The organism is Commensalibacter sp. Nvir (assembly GCF_963921845.1).
Classification (GTDB): domain Bacteria; phylum Pseudomonadota; class Alphaproteobacteria; order Acetobacterales; family Acetobacteraceae; genus Commensalibacter.
Genome location: NZ_CAWUGZ010000010.1, coordinates 1 through 16,485, shown reverse-complemented (window position 1 = coordinate 16,485; position 16,485 = coordinate 1). Strand labels below are relative to the sequence as shown.

Here is a 16,485-nt window from a genome sequence, read left to right as displayed (position 1 = left end):
ATATTTACACATATTTAATGTGTGCTTAATAAACCTATAATTACAAGAGTGAAATATGTCTGAAACCAATAATAGCACGTCCACACCACCAACAAAAGATTCTCCTCCATCGCTCCCTTTAACGCTTAATGTGCAATTTGTTAAAGATCTTTCTTTCGAAGTCCCACATGGGGCTACAATTTTTGCAACATTAAAAGAGGCCCCGCACATTTCGGTATCAATTGATGTTAATGCCAGCCGACTAAGCGACGAAGGAGTTTATGAAGTAGGTCTTATGATCAAAGTTGATGCCAAAGATACACCTAAAACAGACCAAGATACTCCACGTGTTGTATTTATTACTGAACTCACTTATTGTGCTGTTATTTCTTTAAACCAACCTCCGGAGGAATTGGTAGAACCTATTTTAATGGTCGAAGTACCTAGATTAATTTTCCCTTATGCGAGAAATATTATAAGTGAAGCCACTCGAGATGGGGGATTCCCACCAGTTGTATTACAACCTATTGATTTTGTAGCCTTATGGCAGAGCAAACAAGCTCAAAAAACCGCACAAACTCACTCAGAGGCTGGGCACGCTTAGTTCAATCTTTAAGAAATGCTTTTAAAATAAAAAGCATTTCATCCGTATTGGGTTGCTGAGAAACCACAAGACGTTTCCACTTAAATTGTTTTAATGCTGAATATAATTTGTAACTTATACCTACTGCGTTAACATTTCTTAGATCATTCACATATTTTTCAGGCAATAAATCAGCAAAATTTTTTACGGATTGTAAGGAAAAGAAAAGTATAGTGTCTATAGTTCCATGGTTTAAATAATCAATAAAATGTTTGTCTAAACAATGTACAGCATGAGTTTGATAAATTTCATATCGACAAACTTCAATACGGGCTTTTTTCAAACCTTGCTCTAAATATTTTCCTTTATTTTTTGCTGTTGGATAAAAAAGGATACTGTCTAAGGAAAAAAAACTGTTTTTAATCAACTCCAATAAAGTTTCAGAATCTTTATTACCATTTAAAATTTTATTAAAACCACCTTTTTTCGCATCTAAAGCGGTCATTTTCCCTACTGTATAGACAGGAATATTGCAATACTCAATTCCATTACGACACAATACATCGATAGTTGGTTTAATAGCCTGCCTACTAGTAAAAATAATTCCGCCAATCGGTTTATTTATATTAAATTTAATTTTTAAAGGTTCAATAGCTATTAAGGGCATACTTAGGGCATTGAACCCTAACTGATTTATTCGATCAATTGTTTCGCTTAAACCGGGTTCTGGTCTAGTCACAACAACAAAATTTTTCATAAATTTTACCAAAAATCTATTCTTCAAAAATGTCCTTTGGACTATCTTTTTTTAATTGCTTACCCAATTCATGCCCCAGTAATTCTGCGTCTTCTGCTGAACCAGAAATTTCTTTTTTTAGTAAAAAAGAACCATCTTCCCGTGCAACCATTCCCGTAAGACTCAATTTATAATCCTTATGATCTTTTGTTGGAAACAACTGCGCATATCCTCCTATAGGCGTATGACATGAGCCGTCTAATTCTGCGAGCAACGCTCTTTCAGCACTGGAAACAGCTTTGGCTTCATAATCTTCTATAGCAGACAACATTTCTAAAAGCTCTGTATCATTTTTTCGAACCGTTACCCCTACAATACCTTGCCCCGCAGCGGGTAACATAACACAAGGATCAATGATCGCATCTATTCGATCCTCCATACCCAAACGTTGTAACCCTGCTGCAGCTAATAACGTTGCATCGTAATTTTTCGCTGAAATTTTATCTATACGAGATTGAACATTACCTCTTAATAATTTGATTTGGAGGTCTGGTCGCATATGAAGCAATTGTGCTTGCCTTCTGACAGAAGAAGTTCCAATAATAGCTCCTCGAGGCAGCGAGTTGAAAGGATTTTGAATATTAACCGGTCTGTGGTTAGCGTTTACTATAAGAGCATCCCTAGCATCTTGACGTTTTAACGTGCATGCTAAAACTAATCCCTTTGGTAAACATGTTTCAAGATCTTTGAGACTATGGACTGCAAAATCAATTTTACCTTCTATAAGTTGCTCGTGTATTTCTTTAGCAAAGAGTCCTTTCCCACCAATGTCTGCTAAACGCCTATCTTGTATTCTATCCCCGGATGTAGGGATCTGAAATTCTTGAAAGGCGTTTAACTGGCGTAATAAAGGACAAAACTGGGTTAACCTTGTCAAAAAATTACGTGTTTGAACCAGTGCTAACGGTGAACCTCTCGTACCAACTCGTAAGGGTAATCCTCTTTTATGATGAGAAGGCAGATATGACTCATCACACAATCGGTTAAACGTTTTTGCAGCAACTTTTTGTAAGGCTGGATTAAAAGGTATATTTAAATTTTTTTTTATGTCCATTAAGATATACTTTGAGTTACATGCTTCAATATATTTATCACAATAATTTTTTCATTATGACATCCATACACCAAAACACTCCAAAAAAAAATAATTACTCTATCGTTCTATCTATAGAATCTTCTTGTGATGATACCGCTTGTGCTCTTATTCAGTCGAATGGTAAAGTATTGGCCGAAGCAATTCACACACAACGTGAACATAATTGTTTCGGCGGTGTAGTGCCGGAAATTGCCGCACGTGCTCATTTATCGCATTTGCCAGGATTGGTTTCATCAGTTATGCAAACCGCCCATATATCTTGGCACCATATTGACGCTATTGCTGCAACGTGCGGACCAGGATTAATAGGAGGTGTCATCGTCGGGTGTACGTTCGCCAAAGGTTTAGCGCTTGCACAAAATATACCGTTTATTGGTATCAACCATATTGAAGCACATGCCTTAACCGTAAGAATTCCTAAAAAAAACCTCTCTCAAATTCCTTTTCCTTATTTACTTTTTTTAGCTTCCGGAGGACATTGCCAAACAATTGTTGTCAATGCAATCGGACAGTATACCCAGTTAGGAGGAACGGTTGACGATGCTGCTGGCGAAGTATTTGATAAAGTTGCTAAAATGCTAGGTCTACCCTGGCCCGGAGGGCCAGCTCTGGAATCGTTGGCTAAAAACGGCAATGAAAATAGTTTTACATTCCCTAAACCTTTATTCAATCGAAAAAATTGTGATTTTTCATTTTCAGGATTGAAAACTGCTGTATCCAACCTTATCGATGATCAACCTTATACTGGTAGTCTACCCAAGCAATTAGCCGCAGACATTGCAGCAAGTTTCCAAAAAACAATTACTGAAACAATTATCAACCGATTACAATATGCCATTGAGGTAACTCCGCAAATCACCACTTTTGCAGCTGCAGGCGGGGTAGCATCCAATACCTACCTAAGACAAAAACTTTTTCAACTTGCGGAAAAAAACAACCTACAATTTGTTGTTCCCCCTATTGAATACTGTACGGACAATGCCGTTATGATCGGTTGGACTGCGATTGAAAAATTGATTCTAGCGCGTACAAAACATATTGCTCTAGATGATATCTCTCTCCTACCCCGTCCAAGATGGCCACTTTCAGAAATTTCAGATAAGCCCATCGAATCTGCAAAGGATAATTTATGAACAAAACCGTTTGCGTTATGGGTTCGGGGGCTTGGGGTGTAGCCTTAGCTATACACATTTCACACACTTGCAAAACCGTATGGCTTTGGAGTCGTAAAGAATGTATTAATCCTACGACTAGGATAATGCCTCGGTTGCCTTGTTACGCTTTACCGGAAAATATTACCGTAAGTAATACATTTCCTAAAAAAATAGATTTAATATTTCTTACGGTACCCGTTCAATTTGTACGAAGTGTGTTACCCATCATTCCTTTGGATATTCCTGTTGTTATTTGCTGTAAAGGAGTAGAAACAAACAGTTTAAAATTTCCTTCAGAAATTATTGAAGAATTTTATCCTAACCGTCTTTGGGCTGTGCTATCAGGTCCAAATTTTGCAGCTGAAGTTGCCCAGGGGCTCCCAACAGCCACGGTTATTGCCTCACGATACGCCTTATTAACAAAAACAACTGCATCCATTTTATCAACCTCCACCTTCAGAGTATACGCAAACAAAGATCCAATAGGTGTTGAAATAGGAGGTGCAGCTAAAAATGTTATTGCCATTGCTTCTGGCGCAACAATGGGAGCAGGTCTAGGTGAAAATGCTCGTGCTTCTCTTATTACGCGCGGCATCACAGAACTTTCAAGACTGAGTATAGGTTTAGGTGGGGAACCTAACACAATAACAGGACTAGCCGGAGTGGGCGATTTAATTTTGACCTGTACAGGTGCTACTTCTAGAAACTATTCCTTAGGATACGAACTGGGTAAAGGACGGCACCTCAGTGATATATTAAAGGAACGGAACACTGTAACAGAGGGTGTACTCACAGCTCCTGCCATTTTACAACGAGCAAAACATCATAAGGTAGATACACCTATTATTCAATGTGTAAACCAATTGCTTCAGGGGGAAATTACTGTGGATATTGCCAAAGAAAAATTAATGGGAAGACCCTTAGCACACGAATAATATTCATTATAATTGTTTTTTTTGTTAAAATGATCTTACACAGCCATTTTAATTAATTCCTAGTTTTGTAAGATGAGAAACAATGAATACCATATATGATTTCAAACTTACCCTACAGACTGGAAAGCCGCTTCACTTAAAACATTATCAGGATAAACCTATCCTTATTGTCAACACCGCTTCAAAATGCAAATTCACACCGCAGTATGAAGAATTACAAGATATTTGGTCAATTTATCGTCATTACGGCGTTGCTGTGATTGGCGTGCCTTCTGGAGATTTTGGGAAACAGGAATTTGAAACCAATGAAGAAATACAAAAATTTTGTCGAGAATATTACAATGTAGGCTTTTTCCTTTGTCAAAAATGCCATGTCAAAGGGGAAAACGCCATACCCCTTTTTCAGTGGTTAGCAAAACAAGGAGGTATCTTATCCATACCAAGATGGAATTTTTATAAATATGTCATTAATAGACAGGGCCATTTATTTCGCTGGTTTACAAGTATTACAAAGCCATCATCGAAAAAAATAAAAAACGCTATAGAACGCGTGTATTATGATAATTAATATTAATTAGATACTTTTTTTACTCTAATCTTTCGAAAACAATTTAGGTCATAATGATAAAAAACTTCTTGACTGTCGGCAGTTGGACGATGGCAAGCCGCTTCTTGGGCCTTATACGAGATCAACTTTTAGCTGCTCTTTTAGGAGCAGGACCTTTACAAGATGCCTATCAAGTGGCTTTTCGTTTACCGAATATGTTTCGACGTTTGTTTGGTGAGGGTGCCTTTAATGCAGCTTTTGTACCGTTATTTACGGCAACACTTACCCATAAAGGTAAACATTCAGCAGAAAAATTTGCCAATGAATCTTTTAGTATTCTTATTGCAACCTTGTTGATTATCACAATTCTTGGGGAGATTTTCATGCCTCAAGTTCTTAGAGTCATTGCACCCGGTTTCTCATACCATCAAGGACGTTATCAAGAAGCTATTATTTTGAGCCGCATTACGTTTCCTTATATGGTTTTAATTTGTGCGGCCGCTTTAATTTCTGGAATATTAAATAGCTTACATCAATTTGGCGTTGCGGCGGCTGCATACATAAGTTTTAACATTGTTGGAATTGCTGCGTTGTTATGGTTAACCCCCTTAATGCCTAATGCAGCTTGGGCTGCAGCCTGGGGGGTAACCCTTTCTGGAATAGTGCAATTTTTGATTCTATGGATCGCTCTTCAACGGGCCCACATCACTATTTCATTTTCAGTCCCCAAAATTACACAAGATATTAAACAACTTCTTAAAAAAATGGCCCCTGGTATTGTGGGAAGTGGGATCACTCAAATAAATTTAACAGTGGATACCATTATTGCAACCTTACTTCCGACAGGGAGTGTTTCAGTTATGTATTTCGCCGATCGAATAAATCAGTTGCCTCTTGGCGTGCTTGGAGCAGCTGCTGGAACAACATTACTCCCCATTTTAACCAAAGATATCCATAAAAATGATATGGCTTCAGCCTTAAACAATCAAAATAAAGCCATTGATTATACCCTTATTTTAACAATACCGGCTGCATTCGGCTTATTTGCTTTGGCTGTTCCTATTATTTCAGCTCTTTTTGGACATGGCAAATTTACACCTGACAACGTTTATGCATCTGCGCAATCTTTACAAGCCTATGCTTTGGGTCTTCCTGCTTTTGTTTTAATAAAGGTTTTATCTCCAGGATTTTTTGCTAGGGGAGACACTGCTACGCCTGTAAAAATTGGTTTGGCAACCTTACTGCTCAATTTTTTTCTTAATTTATTATTTATGAAGCCACTTGCTCATATGGGCCCACCTTTGGCGAGTAGCCTTGCCGCCATGATCAATGTTTTTATTCTTGCTGTTATTTTGTATAAACGACAAGCACTTTATATACCTAGGGCTTTAATTAAAAAAATATCAGTTATTGTATTCTGTTCAATAATTATGGCCTGCTGCTTACTCTTAGTTAAAATATTTTATTTTTCTGATTTTATCGAAAAAGGTTTGCTATATCGATTATTTACTATGGTTTTACTAGCATGTATGGGTAGCGTTATTTACGGACTGCTACTACAAGTATTTGGCATTATTAGTATAAATTACTTTTTTATAAAAATTTTAAAAAAAATAGTTAAAAAATAATTAAAAATAGTTAAACTGAAGCGATTCTTACCAGAAAATTTTCCTCTAATTTATTGTATTAACCAATATGTCTATACCATCTTCCGAAGGTGCTACACCGGTAATGCTTCAGTGGTTTGCTTTAAAAAAGCAACAGCCTCACGCGTTGTTATTCTTTCGAATGGGTGATTTTTTCGAACTGTTTTTCGATGACGCGCATGCAGCTGCTAATGCATTGGATATTGCGTTAACCTCTAGAGGTAATCATGCTAACAAACCTATACCTATGTGCGGTGTTCCTGTCGGAAATGCTTCCAGTTATTTAGCGCGTCTTATAAAAAAGGGATTTAAAGTTGCCGTAGCAGATCAGACAGAAGATCCTAATAAACGAAATAAAAACCAAAAAGGTCCTTTATCCAGAGCTATAGTCCGATTAATCACCCCAGGAACAATTACTGAGGATGAATTACTCAATGCTACTCAACCCAACTATATTCTTTGTATTATACCGGACCAAAAAAAAACACATCGTTATGCAGGGGCAGCTTGGATTGATATTTCTACCGGATTTTTCGAGACCACCTTTTTAGAAATCTACCAACTTAAAGACTTTATCGCCAGAATTAATCCTTCAGAAATTTTAATTTCCGATACTCTATTACTGGATGACTATCAAGAAATAATAACTTCTCTTACCGAATTACATGATCTGCATTACGCACAAAGAGAACTCACAACACTTTTTAACGTGCATTCTCTCAGTGCATTGGGCGATTTTAACGCAGAAGAAATCATAGCCAGTTATGAGCTTGTCCTTTACATACAATCCACACAAGCTGGCAAAATACCCCAGTTATCAAAACCACAATCCCAAAAATATCAAAGTATTCTGGCAATTGATCCAGCAACACGATGCAGCTTAGAGATTGTACAAAATCGTGAAGGCCAACAGCATTTTACTCTTTTTTCGAGTGTCAATTACACCTTGACAGCCCCAGGATCGAGAATGTTAGCAGGCTGGCTATCCTCACCATCAACAGAAATTGAATTAATTGTCAAAAGACAAGAAGGGTGGCTTTATCTGCAAAAGGACACTACACTATTAGAAAAAATTAGGATGGAATTAAAAAAAGCTCCTGACATTTCTCGTGCCTTAAGCAGACTTTCTTTAGGCAGAGGTTCGCCTAGAGATCTCGTCGCCATTAAAAATGGATTATCTTCATCGCATCTTATTCAATCTATCTTGCAGCAATATGAGCCAAATTTACAAGCTGGCTTCAATATAATAAAAAATATAATTACTATTTTAGGTCATGGACAAACTCTTTTTGCAAAATTAAAAAATGCCTTGCTTGAAAACCCACCTCTTAAATTAGATGAAGGGGCAATCATTAAGGAAAATTACGATCGAGAGTTAGATAATTACCGCAATTTAAGAGATCACAGCCGACAAATTATTATTTCCTTCCAACAAAATTATCGTGAAAAATACAATACAAATACCCTTAAAATAAAGCACCATACCCAGCTGGGTTACATCATTGAAGTTTCAAGTGCACAAGGCAGCAAATTACGCGATAATAAAGACCTTATTCTCAGACAAGGCACTGCTAATCTAACACGCTTCACGACCGTTGAACTTAGCGAATTAAGTGAAAAAATTTTAGATGCACATGCTCAAGCTATTGAACGTGAAAAAATCCTATTTTTTTCTCTTGTCGAAGAAGTCTTAACAGAAAAGGATTTGCCTCTTATCGCTAATTCCTTAGCGATTATTGATGTATTTCAATCATGTGCCACGCTATTTCAATCGTTTAATTGGTGTGTACCCAAACTTTCTACAGATGCACAATTTAATATTTATGATGGTAGACATCCCGTTATAGAAAATGCCCTTAAAAAACAAAAGAATTTTACGCCAAACTCTTGTATTTTGTCGGGCGAAAAAAAAATCATGTTGCTTACGGGCCCTAATATGGCAGGAAAGTCAACCTATCTCAGACAAGTAGCGTTAAGCGTAATTTTAGCACAAAGTGGTTTACCTGTTCCTGCTGCTAAAGCTGAAATTGGAATTGTTGATCGTTTGTTCTCTCGGGTAGGCGCCTCGGATGATTTAGCGCATAACCGTTCTACCTTTATGGTTGAAATGACTGAGGCGGCTTCTATTTTACATCAAGCAGGCCCAAAATCATTGGTGGTTATAGATGAAATAGGTAGAGGAACCTCTACTTCTGATGGGCTAGCCATTGCTTGGTCAATTTTAGAAACATTACACAACACTCTACAATGTCGAGCCATTTTTGCAACGCATTTTCATGAACTGGTACAACTTACCCATTATTTAAAAAACATTTCACCATTCACCATGAAAGTACAAGAATGGCAAGGAAGTATTGTATTTCAATACGAGGTTGTACCAGGGGCAGCCGAACACAGTTGGGGTATTCACGTTGCGCAACTTGCCGGCTTGCCCGATCAAACTATTAAAAGAGCTCAATACCTTCTATCCCAACTTGATGGACAAAAAACTAACACTCAATACAACTTCTCACTCACACAAAACCAAACGCAACCAAATGCCGAACATGTTAAACAGCTTAAAATCTTAGATGAAATTAGACATATATTTAGTCAAAACCATCCCGATAATCTCACCCCAAAAAATTCGTTGAATATACTTTATGATTTAAAAAAACTTATTGATAAATAAAGATTTATTCCTACATATCATCAGCTCCTACTCTCACTAAAATTGGTTATAAGAAATTGAAACATCCTCTTCCAGAATTCTCATCCGATCCACAAGAATCTACGTTTAAATTTCGTAATTACTTAAGGGATGTTGTTAGGAGCGACCCTGCTTTATCCCGCGAAGAACTTTTACAAATATTTCGACGCTACCTCGGTAGAATACAAACCCAAGTTCGTACAGATTTTGAAGTTTACCGTTTGTCAGGGCTGCAAGCAACGAAACAATTAACTGCTTATATTGATGGGTTATTATCTGTTTTATTTGAACAGATCTATGTTAAAAACCTTTCCGATCTTAACAAACCCATAGCCCTTATTGCTACGGGGGGATATGGACGTAAATCCCTTGCCCCTTTTAGTGACCTTGATTTACTTTTTTTAACCGCAGAAAACCCATCCAGCGAGCTTTTAGATACAATTGAACAACATCTTTATTTTTTGTGGGATCTTGGACTTAACATTGGCCATGCAACACGTTCCATTTCTCAGTGCCTTATTGCTGCCAAAGAAGATATTACTATTTTAACCAATCTTTTGGATTCGCGACATATTTGTGGAAATAAAGAACTTTTCAACCAATTTGCTGATCAATTTAAACAGGTATGCACTGAAATTGGTGCTGACCGATTTATTTTAGAAAAAAATAAAGAAAGACAATCAAGACATAAAAAATTTGGTGATACGCTTTATCTTGTCGAACCTAATATTAAAGAAGGTAGAGGGGGTTTAAGAGATTTACAGACCTTGTATTGGGAGTATCACTTCGTACTAGGAATTGATCAAAATTTCGGAGACTTATTTCCCGAAATAGGCAAGCTTGGACTTTTAACCCAACAAGAAGTTCTGCGAATTCAACGTGCTTACAATTTTCTTTGGACAGTACGTTTTCAACTTCATTATATTGCGGGCAGGGCAGAAGATCGACTAACGTTTGATATGCAACCTATTGTAGGGGGCAAGATGGGCTATACAAAACATGGGCAACAGGTTGGTGTTGAACGGTTTATGCGCCATTATTTTCTTACAGCAAGAGAAGTTGTTAAATTAACGTATATTATTGAAGCTGCTCTTATTTTATATACTGAGCAATTCCACCACAACAAGCTTTCAGAAAATAAACCCATTGCTTCCACAGGATTTATGATAGCTGATGGAAAAATATTGCCTACCTCAGAAATTTCCTTTGAACAAAATCCCATTGAAATGATGAGACTTTTAAAATTAGCGCAGATGCATAAAAAAGCAATACATCCACTTACCATCCATCAACTCATACATGCAGAAAAAAAGGCTATTTTACTTAGGAATAATAAAGAAGCTTCTGAAATATTTTTGGACCTTCTATGCGACATACCCAAACCACTTTCCAGCAAAGCACGTTATCAGTTGCTACACCGCAACGCGAAGCAAGAAGAACGGCAAATTGTTTTAGTGCCTCCAGAAGAAGAGCATTATAATGCTTATTGGCTCCATATTTTAAGCGAAACTGGCATTTTAGGACAATTTATGCCAGAATGGCGACGTATGATTGGACAAATGCAATTTGACACTTACCATATTTTTACAGTGGATCAACATAGCATTGAAGCGGTTAAGCTACTTGCATTACTGGAAGCAGGTTACTATCAAGATGATTTATATTTTGCTTACAAACTCCTTCAAGCTACACAATCAAAGAGAGCACTTTATCTTGCAACATTGCTCCACGATATGGGCAAAGGAAGAAATACAGATCATTCAGAATTAGGCTCTCAAATGTCTATTGTAATTTGCTCTCGGTTAGGTATGTCTGCTGAAGAAACAGACACTGTATCTTGGTTGATACTTCATCATCTTTTGTTAAGCCATGCAGCGTTTCAACGCGATATAGACGATCCCAAAACTATACTTGATCTTGTTGATACTATACAATCTCCCGAACGGCTTCGATTGCTGTTTTTACTAACTATCTCTGACATGCGTGCTGTTAACCAAAAAGTATGGAATGCTTGGAAAGCTACATTATTAAACGAATTGTATACAAGACTTTCAGAGGTATTAGAAGGAAACCTTGCTATCCTTGAACAAGATACGCGTATCCATCGTATAAAGGAAGATATTTCTAAACAGCTTTATACTCGTCACATGCCATCCAAAGCAATCAATCATTTTCTTAGTTTAGGATACGCGAGCTATTGGATCTCTTTTGATACAGAGACTCATATACGACATGCTTATCTTATCGAAGAGGCAAAAAAACATCATAAAGATTTAATAATTAAAACACATCCATTACCTGATCGTGGAGTAACCGAGGTTACTGTTTACACACAGGATGAAGCTGGATTATTTTCTAAAATTTCAGGAGCTTTGGCCATAGCCGGGGCTTCAATTGTTGATGCACGTATACATACATTAACCGACAGTACGATTTTAGATACTTTTTGGATACAAGATGCGTCCGATGATGTTTTTAATGAGCCTCACAGGTTACAACGTATCCAAGAATTAATTACATCCGCTTTATCGGGTTCCATTGATATAGAAAAACGTATTCAAGATTATAATTCTCATTTACTCTATGGCAGGCGTATGCGAGCCATTCATGTTCCACCAAGAGTAGTTATTGACAATCAGGCTTCAAACAGCTTCACCATTATTGAAGTGAATGGAAGAGATCGTATTGGTCTTCTTTACGACGTAACAAAAGCGATTAAAGGTCAAAAATTACAAATCAATTCTGCCCACGTTACCACCTATGGGATAAGAGCAGTGGATGTTTTTTACATTAAAGATGCGTTCGGTCTAAAAATCAAAGATAAAAAAAGGTTAAATATGATCCGACAAGCCATCTTAGACGTACTACATAATGTTGAAGAAAATATATCCATTAATAATCAAGAATCTCTTAATTTAACCCAGACTCAACAACTTAACCTACATTAATTCTAAACCAATTTACCTTATTTCGTATTAAAATCGCCAGTAGGATAATATAAAAATTTTAAAAAAAGTCATCGTTTAGGAGAAAAAGTAGACTTAGCAAATAGTTATGATAGCTTATATCAGCTTCAACTTTCAAACCAATTTTGACAACGAATAAGTTCAGATTTTATTTCTTCAATTACTGTTGACCATGCATTAATTTTACTCATGGTTCTGTTTTGTTGAAATATCGTTACGTCAAAATAGCAGCAACTTTTTTTATCAATATGATGATACCACCGCCAATCCCCTCCATATCGATTCACCAACCAAGTTTTTTTTCCTAACGCACCGGCAAGATGCGCTATGGCAGTGTCAACGGTAATCACTAAATCAAGCTGATTTATTGTCTGGGCCAATAAATACATATCTTTACTAAAAGAAACGGGCGTAAGTTGCTTAGGTAGATTTTTTTTATCGTAATCATATTGTAAAGAATAAAAATTAATGTTTTTTAATTCTAATAAAGGCATCCATTCTGACAAAGAACTAGATCTTAATTGATCAAACGCATAGTTTGGACTACCTGCCCAACAAAGTCCCACATTTAAAAAATTATCGTCATGAACCCAATCGGTGCGTTCCGAGCTTGATTCTTCGCAAATAAGATAAGGAAAAGATGGGGAAAAGAGGTCGCAGTTTAATAAAAAAGGCAGACTCAGTAAGCCACATTGATAATCAATATCAGAAGGCAAATTTTGGCCACGTTCAATAAATTGAAATTTATGTTTAGTCTTTACACAAGTGTAATTAAGAATGCGCTCCATGATAGTTTTAAGAGTTGATGAAACTTCTATGACAATATCACATTTTTCTAACAAAAAAGGCAAAAAACGTGCAAAATAGATATTATCACCCAACCCCTGTTCAGTACGTACTAATAACCTTCTTTTAAGGTTTGTTTTTCCATTCCAAAGGGGTATAGGTGATGAATGGTCTAGTATATCCATGAAATAATATCTTGACTCCATCAGCTCCAACCCTTTTGCAAAAAAACCTTTAGCCAACATAACGATAGAAAGATTATATCTAATCTTATAATGCTCTTGAGTTTCTTGCACACCAGTTGTGATTCCAGACAAAGCATTTTCATAAAGAACTTGTGCTTGATCAAGCTGTTTGAGTTCATATAAAACAGTGCCAAGGTTAAGGACACAATTTTGATCTTCTGGAGCTTGTTTATAAGCCTTGGACAATACAATTTTTGCGGTATCCAAATTCCCTAAACGTGTTTGTAACATGCCCCAATTGAGTTGATTTTCTAAAATTTTCGGGAAAGCATGATAAGCAATACGGAGGTAATCTTCTGCTTCTTTTAATTTTTGTAGATGTAACAACAATGCGCCTAAATTGGCGCACGCTATGGGATCACGAGGTAACTTTATTAATACTTGACGAAATAAAATTTCAGCCTCTTGATAAAAACCCAATTTAAAACAGATATTTGCTAATTCACTTAAAAAAAATACATCGTTTTTATTAAAATTGGCCCCATCTTTTGCTATGTTAAACGCCTGCTGATAATTATTATGATGCCAGTAAAATTGAATGAGATCACGCCAATACCCTATTGATTCCGGCTGTAATTCAATAGCCCGTCGCAAATTCATTTCTGCTTCAGAAATTTTCTCTAATTTATTTTGCAAACAACCCAAGGTATTAAACGCTCGAGAATCATAAGAATTCAGTAACACAGCTGAATTCAAAGCCGCTTCCGCTTCGTTATTATGTCCACATTCAGACAAAGCCAACCCTAATGTAATAAAATAGTAAGATATTTTTTTTAGCGCTATAGCTTTACCCGCAAACCCTATAGCCAAATCTGAGCGACCCAGACTACGAGCCACACAGGCTCGACCATGCCACGCCTCTGAGGCATTTGGAAATTTTTCTAAAATTTGACAAAATATTGCATCCGCCTCATTAATTTTGCTGTCGGCCAGCAATTCCATCGCCTTTTGTATATGTAAATCACAAATCACTTACGATTTATCCAGGCTGCCATTAATTTATGAATCATTGTAATACCGAGTTAACGCTTATGAATACCAATAAATCGTTATAAATTTTAAAATCTTTGACGTTAATTTTATAATTTTTTTAACTAATATTTTATTAATGCTATGAACTTACTTCTTAAATGAATTTTGCTCCTATCTAAAACTGTCTTATAGTAGAGAATGAACTATTATTTATCGAAGATATATTATGGCGTTATTTAAATTTTTTTGCAAAATCTATGTAGCAATGGCTTTTATTTTATATCCAAGTTTTCCTAATGCTGAAGCAAAACAGACACTGGATCAACCTGCAATTTTTCCTTCTAAAGCTTTAACGCAAACTTTCGAATTAACTAATATTCTTCCAAATCATATCGCTATTAGTCCTGATAAACGGCTTTTTATTATCCCATTCCTCCACACAACCCCTACCTTACAACTTGCCACTCTAAATAATCAAAATCAGCTGGTTCCTTATCCAGATCTGCAATGGAATACCTATCGCCCAAACCAAAATCATTCTGCTTTCATACAACTAACCGGTATGACATTAGAAGACGACCGCTTCTTATGGGTTTTGGATAATGGAATAATGAATACGGGACACGCTGACCCTTCAAACAGAGCGAAATTAATCAAAATAGATCTTATTCGAAATAAAATTATCTACATTTATGTAATTCCTCATGACGTTATAAAGAAAAAGACCTTCCTCAATACCATAGTTGTGCATCGAAACTACGTTTATCTGGCGGATAAAGGGGAGCCCGCAATTATCGTAGTGAACTTAAAAACCAACCAAGCGAGACGTTTGCTGGAAAATTCTTCAACCCTATATTCAAGAAGACCAATTATCGTTAACAATATTCTTGTTCGATCCAATAGCGATGAAAATTCTCAGTATAATATCAATCAACTTGCCCTATCACCTAATGGAAAAACACTTTATTATCAAGCAATGAGTGGGCCTCTTTATCGGATTGACACCAATGTTTTAAACGATACCACTTATACTGCAACAGAACTTAACGAGGCCATGACATTATGGTTAGATACACCCACTTCAGGAGGAATCACATGCGGGCCAGATGAATCTCTCTACTTTAATGATATTGCAACAAATAGTATTTACCGTTTTACCACTCAACGCATATTGACAAAATTAATTATGGATCCCCGTTTGAAATGGTCTACGTATCCTTTTATTACTAAGGAAAATATTCTTTACGTCGCAACGTTGCCTTTTAACCCAGCAACCACCTTTATAAGCAAAAAACCAACGTCTGTATTTCCAGCAATTTATGTGTATAAACTAAATCTTTCAACTATCCTTTCCCCTTGACTTCTTAACATAATCACATGTTCAAATTCCGCATACACCTTCTTCTCGTCCCAAAATGGCAACCCCCTATTTAAAACTTATCTGAAACAGATGCTTTTTCGCACGGAAAGACTTCAACAGTACAATGACGACAATTGATCATTCTTCACTTTCCCCACTTAAATAATAAAACCATTGAAAATTTAATTGTTAATTGTCAAAATTTAATTAAAATACTACGCGTAGATTTTAAATTCTTGCAAAAAATTTATGTATCTTCGATTGGTTCTACCAATCGGTAAAAAATAGAGAGACAAGTATCCTTTTAATATTTTAGATACTTTGAGCGCATATGACTTAATTCAAAACATTTCTTTTAATGGAATTATTGATAATTTAACAATAGTTTAACTAAACAATTAATTAAAAAAACGGATCGCTTTTAAAGTCCTTGTGTTTAAGTTTTAATCGTCGCAACGTTCTTGTTCGTTATTTCCATCGCTGCAATCTAAGTATTTATAGAGTAGACCCAACTAATCTCTTTTTAACAATATTTAAGTTTCTTCAATTTTGAATAAATTATGTATGATCTCTCTAAAAAAATTGTAAGCAGTATAAAAAAGTTACGATAAAATCAAAAATAAAATGTAATTTAAATAAGTAAAATAAATCAAGTCTTTCTTTTAAAAGGCTTTTATTTAATAATAAGATTTTTCATCCTATCAATGCTATTAAAATTTGCTCTATATAAC

Annotated in this window: 11 protein-coding genes; 8 read left to right on the top strand and 3 right to left on the bottom strand. The window is 36.0% G+C overall.

The annotated features are described in order from the left end of the window. Positions 1-55 precede the first annotated feature (55 nt). Entirely contained in the window at positions 56-583 is a 528-nt protein-coding gene (gene secB, locus AABE15_RS00680; protein ID WP_338329354.1) for a protein-export chaperone SecB, read from the top strand. A 1-nt stretch (position 584) separates the two neighbouring features. On the opposite strand, the gene AABE15_RS00675 is transcribed toward secB, so the two are convergent. Beyond that, complete coding sequence (locus AABE15_RS00675; protein ID WP_338329353.1) at positions 585-1,319, bottom strand: uroporphyrinogen-III synthase; 735 nt, start codon at positions 1,317-1,319, stop codon at positions 585-587. A gap of 16 nt (positions 1,320-1,335) precedes the next feature. Continuing rightward, positions 1,336-2,412 (bottom strand): hydroxymethylbilane synthase, encoded by a 1,077-nt coding sequence (hemC, locus tag AABE15_RS00670; protein WP_338329352.1) that lies wholly within the window; start codon positions 2,410-2,412, stop codon positions 1,336-1,338. Between the two features lie 56 nt (positions 2,413-2,468). Here hemC and tsaD point away from each other — a divergent pair, with 56 nt between their 5' ends. The 6 genes from tsaD to AABE15_RS00640 all read left to right on the top strand — a co-directional run bounded on the left by tsaD (position 2,469) and on the right by AABE15_RS00640 (position 12,373). Beyond that, positions 2,469-3,587, top strand: a complete 1,119-nt coding sequence (gene tsaD / locus AABE15_RS00665) for a tRNA (adenosine(37)-N6)-threonylcarbamoyltransferase complex transferase subunit TsaD (protein ID WP_338329355.1) — start codon at positions 2,469-2,471, stop codon at positions 3,585-3,587. Next, positions 3,584-4,543, top strand: a complete 960-nt coding sequence (locus AABE15_RS00660) for an NAD(P)H-dependent glycerol-3-phosphate dehydrogenase (protein WP_338329351.1) — start codon at positions 3,584-3,586, stop codon at positions 4,541-4,543. Before tsaD ends, AABE15_RS00660 begins: the two co-directional genes overlap by 4 nt. Before the next feature lie 82 nt (positions 4,544-4,625). Beyond that, positions 4,626-5,111, top strand: a complete 486-nt coding sequence (locus AABE15_RS00655; RefSeq protein WP_338329350.1) for a glutathione peroxidase — start codon at positions 4,626-4,628, stop codon at positions 5,109-5,111. Between the two features lie 53 nt (positions 5,112-5,164). Further along, positions 5,165-6,718 carry a murein biosynthesis integral membrane protein MurJ gene (murJ, locus tag AABE15_RS00650; protein ID WP_338329349.1) on the top strand — a complete coding sequence of 518 codons (1,554 nt, stop codon included), beginning with the start codon at positions 5,165-5,167 and terminating at the stop codon, positions 6,716-6,718. A 67-nt stretch (positions 6,719-6,785) separates the two neighbouring features. Next, positions 6,786-9,407, top strand: coding sequence for a DNA mismatch repair protein MutS (gene mutS / locus AABE15_RS00645; protein WP_338329348.1), 2,622 nt, complete (start codon positions 6,786-6,788; stop codon positions 9,405-9,407). Between the two features lie 56 nt (positions 9,408-9,463). Beyond that, positions 9,464-12,373 (top strand): [protein-PII] uridylyltransferase, encoded by a 2,910-nt coding sequence (locus AABE15_RS00640; RefSeq protein ID WP_338329347.1) that lies wholly within the window; start codon positions 9,464-9,466, stop codon positions 12,371-12,373. Between the two features lie 125 nt (positions 12,374-12,498). On the opposite strand, the gene AABE15_RS00635 is transcribed toward AABE15_RS00640, so the two are convergent. Beyond that, a complete protein-coding gene (locus AABE15_RS00635) occupies positions 12,499-14,394 on the bottom strand; it encodes a tetratricopeptide repeat protein (protein ID WP_338329346.1) in 1,896 nt (631 codons plus the stop codon). 226 nt (positions 14,395-14,620) lie between these two features. On the opposite strand from AABE15_RS00635, the gene AABE15_RS00630 reads away from it, so the two are divergent. Then, entirely contained in the window at positions 14,621-15,754 is a 1,134-nt protein-coding gene (locus AABE15_RS00630; protein WP_338329345.1) for an L-dopachrome tautomerase-related protein, read from the top strand. The last annotated feature ends 731 nt before the right edge of the window (positions 15,755-16,485 follow it).

Coding starts and splice junctions, on each gene's coding strand:
- secB (WP_338329354.1), top strand. CDS start 56: ATGTCTGAAACCAATAATAGCACGTCCACACCACCAACAAAAGATTCT.
- AABE15_RS00675 (WP_338329353.1), bottom strand. CDS start 1,319: ATGAAAAATTTTGTTGTTGTGACTAGACCAGAACCCGGTTTAAGCGAA.
- hemC (WP_338329352.1), bottom strand. CDS start 2,412: ATGGACATAAAAAAAAATTTAAATATACCTTTTAATCCAGCCTTACAA.
- tsaD (WP_338329355.1), top strand. CDS start 2,469: ATGACATCCATACACCAAAACACTCCAAAAAAAAATAATTACTCTATC.
- AABE15_RS00660 (WP_338329351.1), top strand. CDS start 3,584: ATGAACAAAACCGTTTGCGTTATGGGTTCGGGGGCTTGGGGTGTAGCC.
- AABE15_RS00655 (WP_338329350.1), top strand. CDS start 4,626: ATGAATACCATATATGATTTCAAACTTACCCTACAGACTGGAAAGCCG.
- murJ (WP_338329349.1), top strand. CDS start 5,165: ATGATAAAAAACTTCTTGACTGTCGGCAGTTGGACGATGGCAAGCCGC.
- mutS (WP_338329348.1), top strand. CDS start 6,786: ATGTCTATACCATCTTCCGAAGGTGCTACACCGGTAATGCTTCAGTGG.
- AABE15_RS00630 (WP_338329345.1), top strand. CDS start 14,621: ATGGCGTTATTTAAATTTTTTTGCAAAATCTATGTAGCAATGGCTTTT.